Source organism: Janthinobacterium sp. GW458P, from assembly GCF_002127585.1.
In the GTDB taxonomy this organism is placed as follows: Bacteria; Pseudomonadota; Gammaproteobacteria; order Burkholderiales; family Burkholderiaceae_D; genus Janthinobacterium.
Genome location: NZ_NEGZ01000005.1, coordinates 92333 through 113594 on the forward strand (window position 1 = coordinate 92333; position 21262 = coordinate 113594).

20 protein-coding genes are annotated in these 21262 nt (G+C 61.6%); 12 read left to right on the top strand and 8 right to left on the bottom strand.

Annotated elements, in window-relative coordinates; genetic code table 11:
- Positions 1 to 9 precede the first annotated feature (9 nt).
- Positions 10 to 1911: a ferrous iron transporter B gene (locus CBW50_RS06015; RefSeq protein ID WP_086144694.1), complete on the bottom strand. Its 1902-nt coding sequence runs from the start codon at positions 1909 to 1911 to the stop codon at positions 10 to 12.
- A gap of 2 nt (positions 1912 to 1913) precedes the next feature.
- Positions 1914 to 2198: a FeoA family protein gene (locus CBW50_RS06020; RefSeq protein ID WP_086144754.1), complete on the bottom strand. Its 285-nt coding sequence runs from the start codon at positions 2196 to 2198 to the stop codon at positions 1914 to 1916.
- A 406-nt stretch (positions 2199 to 2604) separates the two neighbouring features.
- Between CBW50_RS06020 and CBW50_RS06025 the strand changes: the two genes are divergently transcribed.
- Positions 2605 to 2820: a bacterioferritin-associated ferredoxin gene (locus tag CBW50_RS06025; RefSeq protein WP_086144695.1), complete on the top strand. Its 216-nt coding sequence runs from the start codon at positions 2605 to 2607 to the stop codon at positions 2818 to 2820.
- A gap of 16 nt (positions 2821 to 2836) precedes the next feature.
- Positions 2837 to 3538 (top strand): energy transducer TonB, encoded by a 702-nt coding sequence (locus CBW50_RS06030; RefSeq protein WP_086144696.1) that lies wholly within the window; start codon positions 2837 to 2839, stop codon positions 3536 to 3538.
- A gap of 258 nt (positions 3539 to 3796) precedes the next feature.
- Here the strand turns inward: CBW50_RS06030 and CBW50_RS06035 are convergent, their stop codons facing one another.
- Positions 3797 to 4477 carry a Fe2+-dependent dioxygenase gene (locus tag CBW50_RS06035; protein WP_086144697.1) on the bottom strand — a complete coding sequence of 227 codons (681 nt, stop codon included), beginning with the start codon at positions 4475 to 4477 and terminating at the stop codon, positions 3797 to 3799.
- Positions 4474 to 4647 (bottom strand): hypothetical protein, encoded by a 174-nt coding sequence (locus CBW50_RS29270; protein ID WP_172404686.1) that lies wholly within the window; start codon positions 4645 to 4647, stop codon positions 4474 to 4476. Before CBW50_RS29270 ends, CBW50_RS06035 begins: the two co-directional genes overlap by 4 nt.
- Positions 4648 to 4893: 246 nt before the next feature.
- Between CBW50_RS29270 and bfr the strand changes: the two genes are divergently transcribed.
- Positions 4894 to 5370, top strand: coding sequence for a bacterioferritin (bfr, locus tag CBW50_RS06040; protein ID WP_086144698.1), 477 nt, complete (start codon positions 4894 to 4896; stop codon positions 5368 to 5370).
- Between the two features lie 179 nt (positions 5371 to 5549).
- On the opposite strand, the gene CBW50_RS06045 is transcribed toward bfr, so the two are convergent.
- Positions 5550 to 6164, bottom strand: coding sequence for a glutathione S-transferase N-terminal domain-containing protein (locus CBW50_RS06045; RefSeq protein WP_086144699.1), 615 nt, complete (start codon positions 6162 to 6164; stop codon positions 5550 to 5552).
- 277 nt (positions 6165 to 6441) lie between these two features.
- On the opposite strand from CBW50_RS06045, the gene purB reads away from it, so the two are divergent.
- From purB to CBW50_RS06075, 7 genes are all read left to right on the top strand, one after another.
- Positions 6442 to 7821, top strand: a complete 1380-nt coding sequence (purB, locus tag CBW50_RS06050) for an adenylosuccinate lyase (protein WP_086144700.1) — start codon at positions 6442 to 6444, stop codon at positions 7819 to 7821.
- Between the two features lie 184 nt (positions 7822 to 8005).
- The gene (locus tag CBW50_RS06055; protein WP_086144701.1) at positions 8006 to 8530 is read left to right on the top strand and encodes a cytochrome b; all 525 of its coding nucleotides are present in this window, start codon (positions 8006 to 8008) and stop codon (positions 8528 to 8530) included.
- A gap of 185 nt (positions 8531 to 8715) precedes the next feature.
- Positions 8716 to 9270, top strand: coding sequence for a YceI family protein (locus CBW50_RS06060; RefSeq protein ID WP_086144702.1), 555 nt, complete (start codon positions 8716 to 8718; stop codon positions 9268 to 9270).
- Between the two features lie 33 nt (positions 9271 to 9303).
- Positions 9304 to 9879 (top strand): YceI family protein, encoded by a 576-nt coding sequence (locus CBW50_RS06065; RefSeq protein WP_086144703.1) that lies wholly within the window; start codon positions 9304 to 9306, stop codon positions 9877 to 9879.
- Positions 9880 to 10046: 167 nt separating this feature from the next.
- Positions 10047 to 10316 (top strand): GlsB/YeaQ/YmgE family stress response membrane protein, encoded by a 270-nt coding sequence (locus CBW50_RS06070; RefSeq protein WP_071075198.1) that lies wholly within the window; start codon positions 10047 to 10049, stop codon positions 10314 to 10316.
- A 79-nt stretch (positions 10317 to 10395) separates the two neighbouring features.
- The gene (locus CBW50_RS30150; RefSeq protein WP_264296514.1) at positions 10396 to 10521 is read left to right on the top strand and encodes a hypothetical protein; all 126 of its coding nucleotides are present in this window, start codon (positions 10396 to 10398) and stop codon (positions 10519 to 10521) included.
- A gap of 101 nt (positions 10522 to 10622) precedes the next feature.
- Entirely contained in the window at positions 10623 to 12776 is a 2154-nt protein-coding gene (locus CBW50_RS06075) for a S46 family peptidase (protein WP_086144704.1), read from the top strand.
- Between the two features lie 29 nt (positions 12777 to 12805).
- Here the strand turns inward: CBW50_RS06075 and CBW50_RS06080 are convergent, their stop codons facing one another.
- Entirely contained in the window at positions 12806 to 13414 is a 609-nt protein-coding gene (locus CBW50_RS06080; RefSeq protein ID WP_086144705.1) for a hypothetical protein, read from the bottom strand.
- Between the two features lie 149 nt (positions 13415 to 13563).
- On the opposite strand from CBW50_RS06080, the gene CBW50_RS06085 reads away from it, so the two are divergent.
- Both CBW50_RS06085 and CBW50_RS06090 read left to right on the top strand, forming a co-directional pair.
- Positions 13564 to 15252, top strand: coding sequence for a M14 family zinc carboxypeptidase (locus CBW50_RS06085; protein ID WP_086144706.1), 1689 nt, complete (start codon positions 13564 to 13566; stop codon positions 15250 to 15252).
- A 90-nt stretch (positions 15253 to 15342) separates the two neighbouring features.
- Complete coding sequence (locus CBW50_RS06090; protein ID WP_086144707.1) at positions 15343 to 17493, top strand: FUSC family membrane protein; 2151 nt, start codon at positions 15343 to 15345, stop codon at positions 17491 to 17493.
- 11 nt (positions 17494 to 17504) lie between these two features.
- Here CBW50_RS06090 and CBW50_RS06095 read toward each other — a convergent pair whose 3' ends face one another.
- Both CBW50_RS06095 and CBW50_RS06100 read right to left on the bottom strand, forming a co-directional pair.
- Entirely contained in the window at positions 17505 to 19454 is a 1950-nt protein-coding gene (locus tag CBW50_RS06095; RefSeq protein WP_226936400.1) for a S9 family peptidase, read from the bottom strand.
- Positions 19455 to 19521: 67 nt separating this feature from the next.
- A complete protein-coding gene (locus CBW50_RS06100; RefSeq protein ID WP_086144708.1) occupies positions 19522 to 20994 on the bottom strand; it encodes an amino acid permease in 1473 nt (490 codons plus the stop codon).
- Positions 20995 to 21262: the final 268 nt, after the last annotated feature.

The window sequence follows — 21262 nt, forward strand, 5'->3', positions numbered from 1 at the left end:
GGTGTGCTCCTAGGCGCCGAACAGCAGGGCGACGCGGTACGTGATGAACGAGGCGGCATAGGCCAGCGCGAACATATAGCCGGCCATCAGCAGCGGATAGCGCCAGCCGCCCGTCTCGCGCTTGACGACGGAGAGGGTCGACAGGCACTGCGGCGCGAACACATACCAGGCCAGCAGGGACAGCGCGGTGGCCATCGACCACGAATGGGCGATCAGCGGTTCCAGCGTGGAGGCCAGCGCATCGCCCGTCTGCGACAGCGCATACACGGTGCCCAGCGCGCCGACGGCCACTTCGCGCGCCGCCATGCCCGGCACCAGCGCGATGCAGATCTGCCAGTTGAAACCGATGGGCGCGAAGATCACTTCCAGGCCGCGGCCCAGGATGCCGGCCAGGCTGTAGTAGATGGGCGGATGGATGGCATTGTCCGGCGCGCCGGGGAAGGTGCTGAGGAACCACAGGATGATCATCAGGCTCAGGATGATGGTGCCGACGCGCGTGAGGAAGATCTTCGCGCGCTCCCACAGGCTGACGGCCAGGTTGCGCAAGTGCGGCCAGTGGTAGGCCGGCAGTTCCAGCAGCAGCGGCTGGTTGCCGCGCACGCCCATGCCGCGCTTCATGACCCAGGCCACGGCCATGGCCGAGATGATGCCGGCGAAGTACAGGATGAACAGCACCAGGCCTTGCAGGCTCAGGTAGCCCCACACCTGGCGCTGGGGGATGAAGGCGGCGATGATCAGCGCATACACGGGCAGGCGCGCCGAGCATGTCATCAGCGGCGCGATCATGATGGTCACCAGGCGGTCGCGCGGGTTCTGGATGGTGCGCGCCGCCATCACGCCGGGAATGGCGCAGGCAAAGCTCGACAGCAGCGGGATGAAGGCGCGGCCCGACAGGCCCACGCCGCCCATCAGGCGGTCCAGCAAAAAGGCCGCGCGCGGCAGGTAGCCGCAGTCTTCCAGGCTCAGGATGAAGAAGAACAGGATCAGGATTTGCGGCAGGAAGACCAGCACGCTGCCGACGCCGCCGATGATGCCTTCCACCAGCAGGCTTTTCAGGTGGCCGTCGGGCATGTTCGCCGTCAGCACGGCGCCCAGGTGGCCCACGCCATCGGTGATCATTTCCATCGGCGTGGCGGCCCAGGCAAACACGGCCTGGAAGATCAGGAACATCAGCACGGCCAGGATGATCGGGCCGAAGACGGGGTGCAGCACCACGTCGTCGATCTTTTCCGTCAGGTTGCCCGTGTCGCCGGCGTCATTGCTGACGGCAGCGAGAATGCGGCGCACTTCGCGCTGGGTTTCTTCGACGCTGACGGCGTCGATGGCCGCCAGCGGTTTCGCCTCCACGGCCGGCAACGGCAGCATGGCGTCGATAGCATTGAGCAGGGCTTTTTCGCCATCGTGCTGCACCGCGACGGTTTCCACCACGGGCATGCCCAGTTCCTGCGACAGCCGGGCCGTGTCGATGACCATGCCGCGCTTGCGCGCCACGTCCGTCATGTTCAGCGCCAGCAGCATGGGCAAGCCCAGGCGCCTGACTTCCAGCACCAGGCGCAGGTTCAGGCGCAAATTGGTGGCGTCGACGACGCAGATGATGGCGTCCGGACGCGGATCGCCGCGGCGCAGGCCGCCCACGACGTCGCGCGTGATGGCTTCATCGGGCGTGGTGGCCGACAGACTGTAGGCGCCCGGCAGGTCGAGCAGGCGCACGGGCTTGCCGGCGGGCGAGGTGAAATGGCCTTCCTTGCGCTCGATGGTCACGCCCGCGTAGTTCGCCACTTTCTGGCGCGCGCCCGTCAAACGGTTGAACAGGGCCGTCTTGCCGCAGTTCGGATTGCCCAGCAAGGCGATTTGTGGCTGGTGCGGCGGCTTGTGCGCGCCCGCTTCCACGATAGTTTCTACGGCACCCATAATTATTCCGGTTGAATCAGCGGTTGAATCGTAATCAGTGCCGCTTCGAAGCGGCGCAGTGCGAACGTGGCGTTACCGACCTTGATGGCCAGCGGATCGCCGCCGGGAAGGCCGCGCTTGAGCATGCGGATTCGTTCGCCGGGAACGAATCCCAGCTCCATCAGGCGCCGGGCAAGGTCGACGCCGTCTTCCATCTGTCCGGCCGCATGGGGGGTGATATGCAACACCGTGCCGCTCTGGCCGACTGCCAGCGCATCGAGCGTCATCAGGGGTGGAACTAGAGTCATGAGCAAATTCCGTTCAAATTAAGAACACCGGGGACAGCCTGCCGCGCATGGCGCATGCCCTGGGTGTTGTGAGGTAAAACGCAACTGTTGCGCATTACCGACAAGCGGCCTTTCGATCTATCCGGACGGCGACCGTCCGAGACAATACCAGCATTATAAACATGAATGCGAATTGTTTTTATTTAGCCCGGAGAGCCGCCCCTGTCAAGGGCGGCAGCATGCGCATGTTCCCCCGACAACCGCGCCGCGCCACGCCGCCAACTGCCGCACACTTGATCAAAATCGCTTGCATTGTCCTGCACTTTGCGCGACAATGAAACGTAATGATAATGATTCTCATTAAAACACTAGCAACAATGCTTTCAAGCACTAGTGTCTGTTCATCCTCCAGCCAGAAGGTGTATCAATGATTGTATGTGTCTGCAACAACATATCTGATCGTGAAATCCGTCAAGCCGTCGATCTTGGCCTGTCCAGCATGGCCGAACTGCGCCGCGACCTGGGCGTGGCCACCTGCTGCGGCAAATGCCACACCTGCGCGCGGGAAGTGCTGAACGATCACCTGAACGCCACCGCGGTGCTGCAAGAAACCGTATTGATGCGAGCTGTACTGACAAACTAAAGAAAGCGATAACGCCATGACGATGATGCCCCCGCCCGTAACGGTGCAGGCCGTGCCGCAATTTGCCGACTTCGACAAGAAGCGCAACAAATTCGCGCCGCTGATGGCCATCGTCGTCCTGCATATCGCCGGCTTTTACGCCATCCAGAGCGGCCTGCTGAGCCGCGTGGTCACGGCGGCCATGCCGACCATCACCACCATCAGCATCATTGCCCCGCCGGCGCCGCCGAAACCGCCGGCGCCATCCGTACCGAAAACCGTGGAACTGAGTGCGCCCGTGCCGCGCGCCGTGATCCCGCCGCTGCCGCTGATCGCCGTGGCGCCTACCGAACCGACGATCACGCCGCCGCAGGCCACGCGCGCCGAAGCGGCGCCCGTGGCCACGGCCGCGCCGACAGCGCCAGCGGCCCCATCGCCCACACCGCCGGCCCCAGCGACGCCGCGCACCGTCAGCAGCGTCGAATACATCAAGGCGCCGCAACTGGTGTATCCGAACCTGTCGCGCCGCCTGGGCGAAAGCGGCACCGTGGTGCTGCGCATCCTGATCAATGAAAAGGGCTTGCCGGAGCAAATCCTGATCCACAAATCGACCGGCTACGGCAACCTCGATGAAGCGGGCCGCCAGGCCGCGCAACGCGCGCTGTTCAAGCCGATGATCGAAAACGGCAAACCCGTCCCCGTCTACGTTTTAGTACCGCTGACCTTCCAGCTGAGCTAGCCTTCGGCGGCCACCGCGCCGCTGCCAGCCCGCAAGCACCGCACCGTGTGCCCTGCTGGCTTTTTTGCGCCCTGTTTTCTGTACCAGTCAAGCAACTGCTTGTTTCAGTCTGCCAGCCTACATCCCCGGGCCAGGCAGACTTTTTTTTTGCCTGCGCATTTGCGCGACTGCGCCGCGAAGCGCACAGGGCAAGGCGCGACGGCGAAGACAGTACGAATGTACGGCGAGCCTAAGCAACGCCGCCATGCGCGTTTCGCGTTACATCTCCGCCCACATGCGCAGCAGATTATGATAATGCCCCGTCAGTCCCACGGTCGCCGGCGAATCGCCGTGTTCTGCGCGCACGCTCTGGATGTTTTGATCGAGCTCAAACAGCATGCTGCGCTTCCAGTCCTCGCGCACCATGCTTTGCGTCCACAGGAAGGAGCAGATGCGCTCGCCGCTGGTGACAGGCAGCACCTGATGCACGCTGCTCGACGGATACACGATCACGTCGCCGGCCGGCAGCTTTACTTCATGCGTGCCGTACGCATCGACCACCACCAGCTCGCCGCCCTCGTATTCGTCCGGTTCGCTCAAAAACACGGTCGATGAGACGTCGGCGCGCATCGACTGCATGCCGTTTTTCGGCGTGCGGATGGCGCCGTCGATGTGCAGGCCGTAGTGCTCGCCGCCCGCATAGCTGTTGAAGAAGGGCGGCAGGATGCGCAGCGGCAACACGGCGGCAAAGAACAGCGGGTTGGCCATCAGTGCGCGGCTGACGATCTCGCCCAGCTCCAGCGCCAGCGGCGAACCTTCGGCCAGCTGGCGGTTGCGCTTGACTTGCGCCCCTTGCGCGCCCACGCTGGCGCGCCCGTCGATCCAGTCCGTCTGCGCCAGTCGCTGGCGAAACTGCGTCACCTGTTCCGGCGTCAGCACGCCGGGTATATGCAGCATCATCTTGCTATCCTCTCAGTAAAAATCGCTGCCCGATTATCGCACCGCCACTGCCCGGCCAGAATAGCCAAAGGCAAGAATGGCGCAAACATTTCCAGCGTTTCCATGCCGCCGCGCAGGCGCGCCAGCCGCACACAAACGGCGCCATGAACGCGAATGAGAATGGCCTTCATTTTCCTTAACAAATAAAAAACGGGAAAGTGGCGAGATCCACTTGAGAATGGGTTTTATTCGCACGATTTTTACGTTAAAAAGACGGAAAAATGCCGTTTACCACCCGAAATCGCCAACATTTTGCGCTATCATGCGGGCATAGCGAAACCGGCAATATGCGCGCCACCAGGCAGCCTTTGCGCCACCCGGCCGTGGACGCCAACAGCTTCCGGTTTCATCATCGAACACAGAACAAAGGAAATCCCATGAAGGGCGATAAAGAAGTCATCCGCTTGCTCAACGCACAGCTCACCAACGAACTGTCCGCCATCAACCAGTATTTCCTGCATGCCCGCATGTACAAGCACTGGGGCCTGGAAAAGCTGGGCAAGAAGGAATACGAAGAATCGATCGGCGAAATGAAACACGCCGACAAGCTGATCGACCGCATCCTGATGCTCGACGGCCTGCCTAACCTGCAAGCGCTGCACAAGCTGCTGATCGGCGAGAACACGCCGGAAATGCTGGCTTGCGACCTGAAACTGGAACGCGCCGCGCACGCCACCGTCAAGGAGGGCATCGCCACCTGCGAAAAAGCGGGCGACTACGTCTCGCGCGACCTGTTCCTGATGATCCTGGAAGACACGGAAGAGCATATCGACTGGCTGGAAACGCAGATCGACCTGATCGACAAGGTCGGCATCCAGAACTATCTGCAGAGCCAGATGGCGATTGAGGAGTGATGACACCTGATAAAACCTGCTGCGCGTCGGCATCGGCGGCCCGCGATGCTCACCGCACTGGAGTACGGTTGCGCTTCTCGGCCACCTCTTCCTTCCGCTCGCTACGGTTTTATCAGGCGTTGCAACCTTGGTGGTGAAATAAAAAAACCGGCAACAGCCGGTTTTTTTTCGTCCGCGCCTTACTGCGGCACGGTGTCCTTGAACGATGGCCGCTCGGAGAGCTTGTCGAACAGGCGCGCCAGCGCGGGGTGATCCGCGCGCCAGTCGATTTCCGGGAAGCGGAAGCTGAGCCAGCCCAGGGTACAGCCCACGGCCACGTCGGCCAGGGTATAGCTCTTGCCGGCGCAATAGGCGCTCTCGCCCAGGCGCGCTTCCAGCGCAGCCAGGCCCAGCGTGACTTTTTCCAGCTGGCGCGCGATCCAGGCCGCGCTCTGCTGCTCGGGCGGACGCTGCGTGCGCTCCAGGCGCACCAGCACGCCCGCGTCGAGGATGCCGTCGGCCAGCGCTTCCCAGTTCTTGATGTCGGCCCGCTCGCGGCCATTGCCGCCGGCCGGCAGCAGCTTGCACACGGGCGTGAGCGTGTCGAGATATTCGACGATGACTCTCGAATCGATGAGCGCGCTGCCATCTTCCATCACCAGGCAAGGCACCTTGCCCAGCGGGTTGGCCTGGGCGATGCGGGTTTCCGGCACCCACACGTTTTCCAGCTCGAATACATAGTCGAGCTTTTTTTCCGCCAGCACGATACGGGCTTTGCGGACATACGGGCTGGCGAGGGAGCCGATCAGTTTCATAGGTACTTTAAGGTAAGGAGCAGCGCTCAGTATAGCATCGGCGGCCGCCGCCTTTTGGCAGCGCGCGCCCGGCGCACCGCCCAGTGTGGCAGGCATGCCGCATCGGGGCCGGATTCGGCCAGATTGCGGTGCACCGGCGCCCGACGGACGGCTGGCGAGCCCCCAGCGGTGGTAAAATCGCCCTTTACTGTGGCGCCGTCAGTGTTGCTGTATTTCAATAGCCCTGCCCTCCCCGCGCGCCACGCGCCAACCGTTTCTTTAACTTGCGTCCGCTCTCATGACTTCTACTACTCCGTATTCCACGCTGTCGGCCCTGTCTCCGCTCGATGGCCGCTACGCCAGCAAGACCGATCTGCTGCGCCCGATCCTGTCCGAAGCCGGTTTCATGCACCACCGCGTGAAAGTGGAAATCTCCTGGCTGCAAGCGCTGTCGCAAGCCGGTTTCGCCGAAATCAAGCCGTTTTCGGCAGAAGCGAGCGCCCTGCTCGACAAGATGGCGGCCGACTTCTCGGAAGCCGACGCGGCCCGCATCAAGGCCATCGAAGCGGTCACCAACCATGACGTCAAGGCCGTCGAGTACTGGCTGAAGGAACAAGTGGCGGACGTGCCGGAACTGGTGGCGGCGTCGGAATTCATCCATTTCGCCTGCACCTCGGAAGACATCAACAACACTTCGCACGGCATGATGCTCAAGGCCGCGCGCGATGGCGTGATGCTGCCGGCCCTGCAAGGCTTGGTGACCAGGCTGACGCAGATCGCGCACGACAACGCCGACGTGCCGATGCTGTCGCGCACGCACGGCCAGACGGCCAGCCCGACCACCCTGGGCAAGGAATTCGCCAACGTCGTGGCCCGCCTGCAGCGCGCCGTAAAACGCATCGAGCAAGTGGAAATCCTCGGCAAGATGAATGGCGCCGTCGGCAACTACAACGCCCACCTGTCGGCCTACCCCGGCTTCGACTGGCCCGCATTCTCGCAAGCCGTCATCGAACAGCGCCTGGGCCTGGTCTTCAACCCGTACACCATCCAGATCGAGCCGCACGACTACATGGCCGAGCTGTTCGACGCCTTCGCGCGCGCCAACACGATCCTGCTGGACCTGAACCGCGACATCTGGACGTATGTCTCGCTGGGCTACTTCAAGCAAAAGCTGAAAGCGGGCGAAATCGGTTCCTCGACCATGCCGCACAAGGTCAACCCGATCGACTTCGAAAACTCGGAAGGCAACCTGGGCCTGGCCAATGCCGTCCTGAAACATTTGTCGGAAAAACTGCCCGTCTCGCGCATGCAGCGCGATTTGACCGATTCGACCGTGCTGCGCAACATCGGCGTGGGCCTCGGCTACACCTTGCTGGCCTATGACAGCTGCCTGCGCGGCCTGAACAAGCTGGAAGTGAACCATGCACGCCTGGCGCAAGACCTGGACGCCACCTGGGAAGTGCTGGCCGAGCCCGTACAAACCGTGATGCGCCGCTATGGCATCGAAAACCCGTACGAGCAGCTGAAGGAATTGACGCGTGGCAAGGGCATCTCAAAGGAAGCGCTGCAGGAATTCGTCAACGGCCTGGCCATCCCGCAGGACGCCAAGGATGTCTTGCTGACGATGACGCCAGGTAACTACATCGGCATCGCGGCGCAGCTGGCCAAGGCCATCTAAGCCCTTACCACACGGGGATCATCCGATCCCGCTCCGCGGGGCGGCCGGCATACAAATGCTGCCTGCCCCGCGGTTTTTCACGCAATCTTTCTTGTAGAATCTCCAGCACGCAGCGCAATTTGCTTTTCTTTGGTATATTAGGCCGAATTAGTCCTAATACGTACTACATTCCAGAAAGCCGCCGATGCAACGCTACACCACCACCGCCATCATCCTGCACTGGCTGACCGCCCTGCTGATCATCAGCGCCTTCGTCATGGGCCTGGTCATGACGGATATTCCCGGCCTGACGCCCACCAAGCTCAAATATTTCTCCTGGCACAAATGGCTGGGCGTGACCGTGCTGGCCATCGCCGCCATCCGCTTGCTGTGGCGCAAGGCCAACGTGCCGCCGCCGCACCCGGCCAGCATGGTTGCCTGGCAAAAGAAAGCGGCCGACGCCATGCATGTGCTGCTGTACATCCTGATCTTCGCCGTCCCCATCTCCGGCTACCTGTACACGCTGGCCGCGGGCGTGCCGGTGGTCTACCTGGGCCTGTTCCAGCTGCCTGTCATCATGGCGCCGAACCCGGAACTTAAGCCGCTCTTAAAAGAAATTCATTATGTTCTGAACATGACGCTGGCCGCCGCCGTGGCCGCCCATGTGCTGGCGGCGCTGAAGCACCAGTTCATCGACCGTGACGGCGTGCTTAAGCGCATGCTGCCCTAAGAACGTCGAACCAAACCTACTGCGCGTCGCGATTTGCGGCCTGCGATGCTCACTGTGCTAAAAGCACAGTTCCGCTTCTCGGACCAACGGGGGCGCCGAGCCGCACTTCCGCTCGCTACGGTTTTGTCCGGCGTTCCAAGTCCGTCTCAATCTGCTTTGCTCACTGAAACACAGGAAAAAACAAGATGAAAACCACCCAACGCATCGTCCTCGCTTCCCTGCTGGGCCTGTCCGTGGCCGCCACCGCCGCCACCCTGCTGAAAGTCGATCCCGCCAAGACCAGCGTGTCGGCCGTGTTCAAGCAAATGAACGTGCCCGTGGAAGCGAAATTCAAGAAATTCAATATCGCCATCGATTACAACCCGGCCGCGCCGGACGCCTCGAAGGCGTCGGTGGACATCGAGACGGCCAGCATCGATATCGGCGATCCGGAATACAACAAGGAAGTGGCCAAGAAAGAATGGTTCAATTCGGCCCAGTTCCCGAAAGCCACCTTTGTTTCGAGCAGCATCAAGGCCGCCGGCGCCGGCAAGCTGACGGTCAGCGGCAAGCTGAGCATCAAGGGCAAGACCACGGACGTGACCTTCCCCCTAACGGTGAAGGCCGATGGCGGCAAATACGCGTTTGACGGCGCCCTGCCGATCAAGCGCCTGACCTACAACATCGGCGAAGGCGAGTGGAAAGACACGAGCATGGTTGCCGACGAGGTCACGATTAAGTTTCATGTTTCTGCTCAGTAATCGCCACACCCCTTGTTCAACCTTAGGATATTCATGACATTCAAGCATTTGATGATCGCCGTGCTGGCAGCCGCCGGCGCGGGTTCGGCCATGGCCGCTACCGACACCTACAACCTCGACCCGACGCACACCTTCCCCAGCTTTGAAGCCGATCACATGGGCATGTCCGTGTGGCGTGGCAAGTTCAACAAGACCAAGGGCACCGTGACCCTGGACCGCGCCGCCAAGAGCGGCAGCCTGGACCTGGTCATCGATGCCGATTCGATCGATTTCGGCCTGGACGCCATGAATACGCACGCGAAAAAAGCGGATATGTTCAACGTCGAGAAATTTCCGCAAATCAGCTACAAGAGCAAGTCGTTCAAGTTCAACGGCGAGCAGCTGGTGGAAGTCGATGGTGAGCTGACCCTGCTGGGCGTGACCAAGCCCGTCAAGCTGAACGTGAGCAAGTTCAAGTGCATCATGCACCCGCGCTACAAGCGTGAAGTGTGCGGCGCCGATGCCAGCGCGGAATTCAAGCGCAGCGACTTTGGCCTGAACTACGGCATGCCGGCGTTCTCGCCGGAAGTCAAGCTGGCCATCCAGGTCGAAGCGATCAAGGCCGACTAAACACGACCTTGCCGCACGACAAGCCCGCCTCGCTGCCCGCAGCCAGGCGGGCTTTTGCATGCGCGACGCGAATCCGCTGGACTTTTCTATCGTGCGGCATCAGTATCGATTTGCCATGATGTTTTTCTGACATGGCACAACCACTCATTCATCGCGCGGAGGATTACATGAATTTCATTATCTGGATCGTTATTGGCGGCGTCATCGGCTGGCTGGCCAGCATGGTCATGAAAACCGATGCGCAACAAGGCATCTTCCTCAATATCGTCGTCGGCATCGTCGGCGCCTTCCTGGGCGGCTGGCTGCTGGCGCCCCTGTTCGGCACGGGCACCATCAATAGCGACAATTTCAGCCTGTCTTCGCTGCTGGTCTCGTTCCTGGGCGCCGTGATCCTGCTGGGCATCGTGAATCTTTTGCGCCGCGGCAAAATACGCTAGGCAGGAAAAAAGCAGCGCCGAGCAAGTGGCCGGGCCGCGCAAGCGCCCGGCCATATTTTATTGCCGGTAGGATAATTGTATGGACAATACCACAGCCGCCGCACGGAAAAATGCGCCTTGGCAGCCGGTTGCAGCCCCTGCATTAGCGAAAATATTACCTTTCAAGCAAGCGCGCGCGAACATGCTGTCCGGAAAATGTGATTGACTAGTGCGAGTTCGATACGGATACTCTATGTCGCCCGCTGCTCAATCAGCGGGTACTCCGCTGATTCCGACTTCCCTACAATGTAAAAGAACAGAACTCGAATGAAAAAATCTCTCATCGCGCTCGCCATCCTGAGCAACTTCGCACACGCCGACGAAGGCATGTGGATGCCCCAACAGCTGCCACAAGTAGCCAAGGAACTGAAAGCGGCCGGACTGAAACTCGATCCGACCACCCTGACCAAACTGACCGAGTTCCCGATGGGCGCCATCGTCAGCCTGGGCGGCTGCTCGGCCTCGTTTGTTTCGCCGCAAGGCCTGGTTGCCACCAATCACCATTGCGTCTACAACAGCGTGGCGGTCAATTCGACCAAGGAGCGCGATTTGCTGGCCAACGGTTTCCTGGCCAAAACGTTCGCTGAAGAACTGCCGGCCGCCCCAGGCAGCCGCATCTTCGTCACCTCGGCCGTGACCAATGTCAGCGACAAGATCATCACCGCCGACGTGGCCAAGCTGCAAGGCAAGGCACGCATCGACGCGATCGAGAAAAACCAGAAGAAACTGGTCGCCGAGTGCGAAAAAGAAGCCGGTTTCCGCTGCACCGTGTCGAGCTACTACGGCGGCCTGGAGTTCTACCTGATCAAGCAACTGGAAATCCGCGACGTGCGCCTGGTACACGCGCCTCCGGCCGGCGTGGGCAAGTTCGGCGGCGACACCGACAACTGGATGTGGCCGCGCCACACGGGCGACTACGGTTTCTACCGCGCCTATGTCAGCCGCGACGGCAAAGCTGCCGACTTCAGCAAGGACAACGTGCCATACCAGCCAAAACACGTGCTGAAACTGGCCAAGGATGGCTTGAAGGAAGGCGATTTCGTCATGGCGCTGGGTTACCCTGGCCGCACCAACCGTCACCGCCTGCCGTCGGAAGTGGCGTTTACGTTTGACTGGAACTACCCGGCCTTCGTGAAAGCGTCGGGTGAAACCCTGGCCATCATCGCGCGCGAAACCAAGGACAACAAGGATGTAGCCCTGAAATACGCGGGTCAGGTCGCCGGCGTGAACAATTACTACAAGAACCGCCAAGGCATGCTCGATTCCTACGCCGGCAGCGACTTCCTGGCGCGCAAGACGGCCCAACACGAAGCCCTGAAAACCTGGGTCAACGCCACGCCGGCACGCAAGGCGGAATTTGCCGGCGACATCGAGCAAGTGGAAAAGCTGATCGCCGAGCGCGATGCCGACACCAAGCGCGATTTCTTCCTCAGCTACGCCCAGCCACGCCTGCTGAGCACGGCACGCAGCCTGTACCGCCTGTCCAACGAAGGCACCAAGGCCGATACGGAACGCAAGTCCGGCTACCAGACGCGCGACTTGCCACGCCTGGAAGCGGGCATCACCTCGGTCGAGCGCACCTACGATGAAAAAGTCGACAAGGCGCTGGTACTGAACAGCCTGACCAAGTACGCCGCGCAACCGGCAGCACAACGCCGCGCCAGCTTCGACGCCGCCATCGGCATCAAGGATGGCATGTCGCAGGCCGAGCTGGCCGCCGCCCTGGACAAACTGTATGCCGGCAGCAAGCTGGGCGACAAGGCCGAGCGCGCTGCATGGCTGAAACGCACGCCAGCCGAGTTCCAGGCCAGCAAAGACAGCTTCATCCAGGCCGCCGTCGCCATGTACCCGGATTCGCTGAAAAACGAAGCGGAAGACGAAGAACTGGCAGGCAAGATCCAGCAAGCCTACGCCAACTACATGAAAGCAAAAATCGCCTTCATGAAGAGCAAGGGCCAAGCCGTCTACCCTGACGCCAACAGCACCCTGCGCGTAACGTTCGGCAAAGTTGCCGGCCGTGACCATGGCGCCGACGGCACCACCTGGACCGCCTTCACCACCGTCAATGGCGTCGCCGCCAAGGCCACCGGCCAGGGCGAGTTCAATGCGCCGGCGAATCAGCTGGCTGCGATCAAGGCCAAGGACTTCGGCAAGTTCGTCGATCCTAAGCTGAAAACCGTGCCGGTCGACTACCTGGCCACCCTGGACATCACCGGCGGCAACTCCGGTTCGGCTGCCCTGAATTCGAAAGGTGAATTCATCGGCCTGGCCTTCGACGGCACGCTGGACTCGATCATTTCCGATTGGGACTACAACAAGGCCAACACCCGTTCGATCCAGGTCGACCTGCGCTACATGCTGTGGAACATGAAACACATCGACCACGCAGACAACCTGCTGAAAGAAATGGGCGCTGAATAACAAGAAGCAATAACCCGGCAACGGGCGCTTTAGCCTGAGCCACTCCTGCGGGAGTGGCTTTTTTTCGCCTGGCGTTTTACTTTGGCAAAGCGGTAGGGCGCGGCTTGCTCCTCGCCAAACACCTGTGCGCGGCTTTTTCCCAGCGGCAGCATCACCCTCCGGCCATCCTGCAGCAGCAGGGCCAGGTCGGCGCCGGGAAAGCGCTGCGCCAGCAAGGGATAAGCGTGGCGTTCGATGCGCGCGGCGGGAATCACGATGCGGTAATCGCCATCGCCAAAGTCGAGCAGCAGGGCAGGAAGCCCATCCGGCCCCGGCAGCGCCGTGACGCGCAAACGCGTGCTGCCCTTGATCAACTCGAAGGCCTCCCACACAGGCAAGGTGCGCGCCAGCTTGCCCGCCTGCAGACGGGGCGCCTGACGGGCACTTCCGGAAATCAACACCACATCGGCCATTTCATCAGCTTGCGCTCCGTCAACGGCCAGCAGCCAGTCCCGGTAGCGTATCAGCGCGCCCTGCGCGGCGGCCGTGACGGAGCCGCCCTGCGCCACGGGCTCCTTGCCAGCCGGCAAGCGCAGCGGCGCCGCCTGCGCCGCCAGGCATATACTCCACACCAGCGCCGCCAGCGCCACCTTACCCATACCGCCTCCCTTGCGCGTGAAACGTATTCATAACACAAGTCTGGCGCCCGCCTGCTGCGGCACATCAAGGCCAGGGCGCCGGTGCTACAATTGGCCCCTAGCGGGCGTACTTACCCAGTGCGCCTTCCCCCTCCCAGACTCAGACCGCTATGCCACCAGACTTGCGCACGACCTACGAACTCGGTAACCACAACCAGACCACGACCTGGCTGGAATGCATTACTTTCTATAAAGATCTCGCCGCACGCTACCCGCAGGTGCTGCACTTCGAACAGATCGGCCTGTCCGACTCGGGCGTGCCCATCCACGCTGGCGTCGTCAGCGCGGATGGCGTGTTCGACCGCGAGCAAATCAAGCGCGCAGGGCGCACCGTATTTTTCAACAATAACGGCATCCATCCGGGCGAACCGGAAGGCATCGACGCCTGCATGGCCATCGTGCGCGACCTCTGCACGCAGCCCGAGCGCCTGGCGGCGCTGGGCAGCACCGTGCTGCTGTTCATTCCGATCTACAACGTCGATGGCAGCCTGAACCGCGCCAATACCTCGCGCGTGAACCAGGATGGTCCGGAGCAATTCGGCTTCCGCGGCAACAGCCGCCACCTGGACCTGAACCGCGATTTCGTCAAGTGCGACAGCCTGAACGCGCAAGTGTTCAACCGCCTGCTGGCCAGCTGGGACCCGGACGTGATGGTCGACACCCACACGTCGAACGGCGCCGACTATCCGTACACGATGACCCTGATCCACACGCAGACGGATAAGCTGGGCAATGGCCTCGGTCCCTTCCTGCAAGACACCATGCTGCCGCACATCTTTGCGCAGATGGAACACGCCGGCTGGCCCACCTGCCCGTACGTGAATCCCGTCAAGGACAGCCCGGACCACGGCATCGCCGAATTCCTCGAAGTCCCCCGTTTCTCGACCGGTTTTGCGGCCCTGCATCATGTCATCGGTTTCATGCCGGAAACGCACATGTTGAAACCGTTTGCCGACCGCTACGCGTCCATGCGCGCCCTGCTCGACATCACGATGGCGTTTACAGTCAAACACGGCGAACAGATCAGGCAACTGCGCGCGCAGGCCAAGACGGCCGGACGCACGCAAGCCGAGTGGCCCATCCACTGGGCCATGAACGAAGAACAACCGTCGACCTTCCCCTTCAAGGGCTATGCGGCGCAATACACGCCGAGCATCCTGGGCGACTACCAGCGCCTGTCGTATGACCGCTCGCAGCCGTGGGAACGCGATATCAAGTATTACAACCGCTTTGATGCGGATGTCACCGTCACCGCGCCGAAAGCCTATGTGGTGCCGCAAGCCTGGCGCGAAGTCATCGAACGCTTGCGCTGGAACGGCGTCGAAATGACCCGCATCACCGCCGAACAGACCTTAACGGCACGCTACTACCATATCAAGAACGTCGGCACGCGGGCCACGGCCTACGAAGGCCACATGTTCCACGACACGGTCGATGTGGAAGCGCGCACGGGCCAGTTCACGCTGCAGGCGGGCGATTATGTGGTCAGCCTGGACCAGGACAAGGCGCGCTACGCCGTGGAAACGCTGGAACCGCAGGCCCACGACAGCTTCTTCCGCTGGGGCTTCTTCAACAGCGTGCTGGAGAAGAAGGAAGCGTTCTCCGATTACGTCTTTGAAGACATGGCGTCCGAGCTGCTGCGCGATGAACCTGCACTGGCGGCCAAGTTTTCCGACTGGAAGGCAGCGAATCCTGCCTTGCTGAGCAACCAGGAAGCCGTGCTCGACTTCATTTTTGAGCACTGCCAGCGCTTTGCCGAGCCCGAGTGGCGGAGATATCCTGTCATTGCCCTGATGTAAATCAAGGCTGTAGCGACTGCAACATCCTGGCGCCGCATCGGAGACCCCGGTGCGGCGCCTCTTTCTGTGCCCTGCCCACAAGGTAATCCCATGCACTACGCACTGAACCTGCGCACCTTTATTTACAGCCATTATTTTTACCTGGGCTTGCGCGTGGCCATCGGCCTGGTGGGCCTGGCCTTGCTGGTCCAGGAAGTCAGCGACAGCACCACCGCCATGACGGTGTGCATCGGCGCCCTGTGCACGACCCTGATGGACATGCCCAGCCCGCTGCGCCACAAGCTCAACGAAATGCTGGCTTCCGTGCTGCTGTGCAGCGCCGTCACGTTATTGATCAGCCTGTGCGGTCCCGTGCAGTGGCTGTTGATGACGGTACTCGTCCTCGTCAGTTTTCTCGCCAGCATGATGGTGGTGTACGGCAAGAAATCCATGCCCTTGCAGCTGGCCGCCCTGTTCATCATGACCATGTCGATGGAACACCAGATGACGTGGCAGCAATCGTTCCACCACGCGGGCCTGTTCATGCTGGGCGGCTTGATCTATCTGGCCTACGCCATGGCCATCGCCTGGGTCTTGCGCCACCGCATCAAGCAGCAAGTGCTGGCCGAAGCCCTGTTCGAACTGGCCGCCTACATCGACATCAAGGCCGATTTCTACGACACGCGCTTCAATTTGACGGAGCAGTTCAACAAGCTGGTGCGCCACCAGAGCATCCTGGCCGACCGCCAGCAAGCATCGCGCGACTTGATTTTGCGCAGCCACAAGAACAGCAAGGATGCCATCGTCGTGCAAGTGCATGTGTGCATGCTCGATTTATATGAACTGATCCTGTCCACGCACACGGATTACGCGCTGCTGCGCCAGCACCTGGCCGACTCCGACGTACTCAACTCCCTGCACGACCTGGCCTGCAAGGCGGCGCGCGACATCGAATCCGTGGCGTATGCCGTCACGCGCAAGCGCGCCTCGTATGCGCAGATCAGCTACGACAAGGAATGGGCCGACATCGAAGCGGAAATCGCCCGCCTGCAGGCGCAAGGCGACACCGCACAGGAAGCGCTGGCCACCCTGCGCGCGCAACGCAACAAGATCCGTGCCATCTTAAAAATGATCACGGAGTTACACCTGGCCACGCAAAAAGTCTACGACAACGTGCCGTTCTGGAGCGGCGCGGACATGGCGCCCTTCCTGTCGCAGCAGAAATACGAACTGAAGACCCTGCTGTCTAACCTGCGTCTGGAATCGCCCGTCTTCCGCTTCGCGCTGCGCGTATCGATGGCCATCTCGGTGGGATTGCTGATCGGCCACTGGCTGCCGTATGCGGCCCACAGCTACTGGATCGTCCTGACTATCGTCATCATCCTGCGCCCCACGTTCAGCATGACGCGCCAGCGCCGTGCCGACCGCATCATCGGCACCATCATCGGCTGCGTGATCACGGCCATCGTGATCCGCTTCGTGCACAGCAATATCGTGCTGATGGCCATTTTGTTCCTCTCCATCGTGGCCACGCCCACCTTCATTTATCTGCGCTACCGCTACACGGCCATCGCCGTGAGCCTGATGATACTGTTGCAGATGCATCTGGTGGCGCCCAGCAACCCGAACCTCGTCAGCGAGCGCCTGATCGACACCCTGATCGGCGCGGCGGTGGCCACCGTGTTCAGCTTTGTGCTGGCCAATTGGGAATACCAGAGCTTGCCGCGGCTGGTGCGCCAGGTGCTCAACGTCAACCTGTCGTACATGCAAGCCAGCTTCGAGTTGCTGCAGGGGAAATGCTTCGATGATTTTGCCTACCGCATCGAACGCAAGCGCCTGATGGACAGCCTGGCCGCGCTCAGCTCGGCGCTGGTGCGCATGCTCGATGAACCGGCCAGCAAGCAGCGGGCCGTGGAAGACATCAATCTGTTCATCGTACAAAATTACCTGCTGGTGGCCCACGTGGCGGCGCTGCGCTCCATCCTGGGGCGCCATGCCAGCCAGCTGCCCGTCGCGCCCGTCAATGCCTTGCTCAGCCACAGCCACACGCAAGTGTGTTTGACACTGTCGCGTGCGCTTGACCAGCTCGACGACAAGGCGGCCATCAGCGCGCCCCTGCCCACGCCGCCGGCGCCGCCCGTCAGCGACGTGGCCTGGTCGGGCTGGCCGCTGGTGCAGCGCCGCATCCGATTGTTGCAGGCAGATGCCGACAAGATCGTGGTGCATAGCGCGGCGATCGTGCATATCGTGTCGCCACGCTAAACACCAGCGATTTATTTCAGATAACGTTCAAACCAGCCAATGGTGCGCTTCTGCAAGTCGCGCTGGTGCTCGGGCTTGCGGAAGGAATGGCCTTCGCCGTCGTAAATGAACAGGCTGGACGGCACGCCCATGGCGCGCAAGCCGTGCCAGAATTCCAGCGACTGGGCGGCCGGCGTTTCCACGTCGCGCTCGCCCACATAGATCAGGGTCGGCGTCTTCGCCGCCTTGATCGATTCAATGGGCGAGGCACGGCGGTAGACGTCCGGATTGTCATACGCGGAGGCGCCGAAGAAGGGAATCATCCACTGGTTGATGCCGTTCTGGCCGTAATAACTGATCCAGTTCGACACGCCCGCGCCCGCCACGGCCGCCTTGAAACGGTCGCTGTGCGTGACGCCCCACATGGTCATGAAGCCGCCATACGAATGGCCGATCAGGCCCAGGCGCTGGCCGTCGATGGGCGCCACTTTTTGCGCGGCATCGATGCCGGTGAGAATGTCGCGCCAGTCGCCGCCGCCAAAGTCGGCCATGTTGGCGCGCGTAAATGCCTGGCCCTGGCCAAAGCTGCCGCGCGGATTGGGCAGGAAGACGAAATAGCCTTTTTGCGTCAATTCGTGGATCAGGGTGCTCGCCGCCACGTAACGGGGCGAGGCGGCAGCGCCGGGCCCGCCATGCACGTTGACGACCATCGGATAGCGCTTGCCGGCCTCCGTCTTCAACGGCCCCAGCAGCCAGCCTTGCACCTTGTATTGCTCGTTGTTCCAGCCCACGTTCTGCACCGTCAGCTGGGGCATGGAGCCGTCATTGTCGCGCGTTATTTTCTTGAGCTGGCGCAAAGGTCCGGCCACCAAATAGCTGGCGTGCGCAAAATCTTCCTGCGCGGCCGCTGCCTGCCTGCCATCGGCGCTGAACGACAGGCGGCCATCGCTGCCACTGCTGCTCAGTTCACCAAGCAGCACGGGCTGGGCAGGGCCGCTCTGCGCGTCGACAGGCACCAGCGCCAGCTGCGAGTCGATCAGGGCCGTTGCCAGCAAGCCGGCGCCGCGCCAGACGACGCCATTGAAGGTGCCGCGGTAGTCTGGCGTGAGATTGCGCGGCATGCCGCCGGCCAGCGGCACGGTATAAATATCGCCGCCGATGGAGCCGAAATCGCTCATCAGGCCGCCGATGAAGGCCACCGTCTTGCCATCCGGCGAGACGGACGGCAGGTTCAGCTGCATGGCCGGCGCGGCGATCACGCGCAGGGCGCCCGTGTTCCCGTCAATATGGCTGAGCTTGGCAACCCACCAGTTGCTGTCGCCATTGCCTTGCGCGCTGGTGGCAACAAAGCCGCGGCCATCGGGCGTCCAGTTGTATTCATACACATAGGTGTCGGCGGGCGACAGCAAACGCGGCTCGCCCCCACTGGCAGGCACGACGGCGATGCGCTGGGCATCATCATCGCTGCCCACTTCGCCCACCTGCCTCGCGCCCGCCTCGACGGCGCCGGCCAGCTTGCGCGCCCCCACCGTGGCCAACAGGCCCAGTTGCAGGCCATCGGGCGACCAGCGCGCCGTGCTGGCCACGCCTTTGATACTGGTCAACACGCGCGCCTGCGCCTGTGTCATTGTGGCCAGGTACAGATGCGCCATGCCCGCCTTGGCGTCGTAGCCGATAAAGGCCAGCTGCCTGCCATCGGGCGACCAGCTGGGCTTGTCGTAGGAACACGCGGCGCACGGGTCGAACTGCTGCACGATGGCGCCGTTGGCGGCGTCACGCACGACGATGGCAGCATGCGGACGCTGCGGCTGCTCACCGGCCTTGCTCGATTCGATGGCGGCAATGCGCTGGCCATTGCCCGACAGGGCCACGGCGCGGTAATCGCGCAAGGCCAGGTCGCCGGCGGGCGCGGCCTGCGCCGCGGCACCCAGAAGACTGCTTGCCAGCAAGCCGCAAGCGGCCAGATCAGTTATTTTCATCATGTAAATTCCGGTTAGAAATAAAAAAAACCGCCGGCAAGCGCGGCGGTTTTGGATGGAACAGACTGCATCAGCGGGCCTTCTTGCCCAGGTGTGAATGGCGCATGCTGTACAGGAAGTAAATGGCCACCGTCACCGCCATCCACACGCTGAACACGACAAACGTCGTATGCGGCAAGTCGCGCATGATGTACAGGCAGGCAAACACGCTCAGGCCCGGTATCACGTAGGGGCCGAACGGCACGCTGAAGCCTTCGATGCGGTTCGCGCCCTGCTTGTGGCGCAGCACGGGCACGGCGATCGACACCACCATGAAGGCTGTCAGGGTGCCGATGCTGACCATGTCCCACAAGTAAGTCGCATCGACGGAACCGGCCACCACGGCCACCACCAGGCAGACCATGATGGTATTGCTGACAGGCACCAGGGTGCGCGGATGAATCTTCTGGAACGATTTCGGGATCAGGCCGTCGCGGCTGACGGCGAACAGGATGCGCGTCTGGCCATAGATCGTTACCAGGGTTACGCTGAAGACGGAAATGACGGCGCCGGCCGACAGCACCAGCGCGGGCCAGGTCTTGCCCGTGACGTTTTGCAGGATCACCGCCAGGCCCGCTTCCTGGCCTTCAAACAGTTTCGCCTGTTGCGCGCCCAGGGCGGCCACGGCCACCAGCAGATAAAACACGGTGACGATCAGCAAGGCGCCAAGGATGCCGCGCGGCACATTGCGCGTGGGATTTTTCACTTCGTCGCCGGCCGTCGCCACCGTATCGAGGCCGATGAAGGAGAAGAACACGGTGCCGGCCGCGGCCGTGACGCCCGTCATGCCGGCAAAGCCCTTGCTGTTGTCGCTATTGAAGAAAGGGAAGAAATTGTCGGCGTTGAAACCGGAAAACGCGATGACGATGAAAAACACGAGGATCGCCAGCTTGATCAGGACCATGATGGCGTTCATCAGGGCCGATTCCTTAGCGCCGCGCAACAGCAAGAAGCCGCACATGCAGATCAGGAAGATGGGCGGCAAGTTGATGTGGCCGGCGTGAAACTCCATGCCATGCGGGCCGGAAACGATCATCGGCGTGCGCAGCATTTCCGGAATATGCCAGCCGAAGGCGTTTTCCAGGAAATTGTTCAGGTAGGACGACCAGCCGATGGCCACGGCACTGCCGGCCAGCCCGTATTCGAGCAGCAGACAGGCCGCCATGATGAAAGCAAGAAACTCGCCCACGGTGGCGTAGGCAAACGAATACGAAGAGCCGGAGGCCGGTATGCGGAACGACAATTCCGCATAGCACAAGGCTGTCAGGCCGGCCGTAATGGCGGCGATCAGGAAGGACAGGATGACCGATGGGCCCGCCTTGGGCACGGCTTCGACCATGGTAAAGAAGATGCCCGTGCCGATGGTGGCGCCGACGCCGATCATGGTGAGGGAAAACAGGCCGATGGAGCGGCTCAAGCCGCTGCTGCTGAGGCCTTCACCATACTCGACCGTGGTATCGATCGGCTTGGTGCGGCAGAGTTTCTGGACCAGGGTTTGGCTCACTAGACATCCTTTATGAGGCATACGTATTTTCGTACGACGAGTAAAAACAAATAGCGCTCCGGCCTTGAGTAACCCCCAATAAATTCTTGTGTTTTCTAGCTTCCATAAGTGGCGCGCTGCTGCGTTACCCATCGCTAGCAGTGCTCGCACTGCGTCGCGCCGGGCGCCTTGCATCACATCCACTTCTGTTTGCTATAAATTCACAATAATTTCCTGGCGATTACTTACCTGGCAAAAAACCGGAAAGATCGCGTCCATTTTCAAAACT

Excerpts from the sequence above, each read along its gene's own strand:
- CBW50_RS06015 (WP_086144694.1), bottom strand. The coding sequence starts at position 1,911 with ATGGGTGCCGTAGAAACTATCGTGGAAGCGGGCGCGCACAAGCCGCCG.
- CBW50_RS06020 (WP_086144754.1), bottom strand. The coding sequence starts at position 2,198 with ATGACTCTAGTTCCACCCCTGATGACGCTCGATGCGCTGGCAGTCGGC.
- CBW50_RS06025 (WP_086144695.1), top strand. The coding sequence starts at position 2,605 with ATGATTGTATGTGTCTGCAACAACATATCTGATCGTGAAATCCGTCAA.
- CBW50_RS06030 (WP_086144696.1), top strand. The coding sequence starts at position 2,837 with ATGACGATGATGCCCCCGCCCGTAACGGTGCAGGCCGTGCCGCAATTT.
- CBW50_RS06035 (WP_086144697.1), bottom strand. The coding sequence starts at position 4,477 with ATGATGCTGCATATACCCGGCGTGCTGACGCCGGAACAGGTGACGCAG.
- CBW50_RS29270 (WP_172404686.1), bottom strand. The coding sequence starts at position 4,647 with ATGAAGGCCATTCTCATTCGCGTTCATGGCGCCGTTTGTGTGCGGCTG.
- bfr (WP_086144698.1), top strand. The coding sequence starts at position 4,894 with ATGAAGGGCGATAAAGAAGTCATCCGCTTGCTCAACGCACAGCTCACC.
- CBW50_RS06045 (WP_086144699.1), bottom strand. The coding sequence starts at position 6,164 with ATGAAACTGATCGGCTCCCTCGCCAGCCCGTATGTCCGCAAAGCCCGT.
- purB (WP_086144700.1), top strand. The coding sequence starts at position 6,442 with ATGACTTCTACTACTCCGTATTCCACGCTGTCGGCCCTGTCTCCGCTC.
- CBW50_RS06055 (WP_086144701.1), top strand. The coding sequence starts at position 8,006 with ATGCAACGCTACACCACCACCGCCATCATCCTGCACTGGCTGACCGCC.
- CBW50_RS06060 (WP_086144702.1), top strand. The coding sequence starts at position 8,716 with ATGAAAACCACCCAACGCATCGTCCTCGCTTCCCTGCTGGGCCTGTCC.
- CBW50_RS06065 (WP_086144703.1), top strand. The coding sequence starts at position 9,304 with ATGACATTCAAGCATTTGATGATCGCCGTGCTGGCAGCCGCCGGCGCG.
- CBW50_RS06070 (WP_071075198.1), top strand. The coding sequence starts at position 10,047 with ATGAATTTCATTATCTGGATCGTTATTGGCGGCGTCATCGGCTGGCTG.
- CBW50_RS30150 (WP_264296514.1), top strand. The coding sequence starts at position 10,396 with ATGGACAATACCACAGCCGCCGCACGGAAAAATGCGCCTTGGCAGCCG.
- CBW50_RS06075 (WP_086144704.1), top strand. The coding sequence starts at position 10,623 with ATGAAAAAATCTCTCATCGCGCTCGCCATCCTGAGCAACTTCGCACAC.
- CBW50_RS06080 (WP_086144705.1), bottom strand. The coding sequence starts at position 13,414 with ATGGGTAAGGTGGCGCTGGCGGCGCTGGTGTGGAGTATATGCCTGGCG.
- CBW50_RS06085 (WP_086144706.1), top strand. The coding sequence starts at position 13,564 with ATGCCACCAGACTTGCGCACGACCTACGAACTCGGTAACCACAACCAG.
- CBW50_RS06090 (WP_086144707.1), top strand. The coding sequence starts at position 15,343 with ATGCACTACGCACTGAACCTGCGCACCTTTATTTACAGCCATTATTTT.
- CBW50_RS06095 (WP_226936400.1), bottom strand. The coding sequence starts at position 19,454 with ATGATGAAAATAACTGATCTGGCCGCTTGCGGCTTGCTGGCAAGCAGT.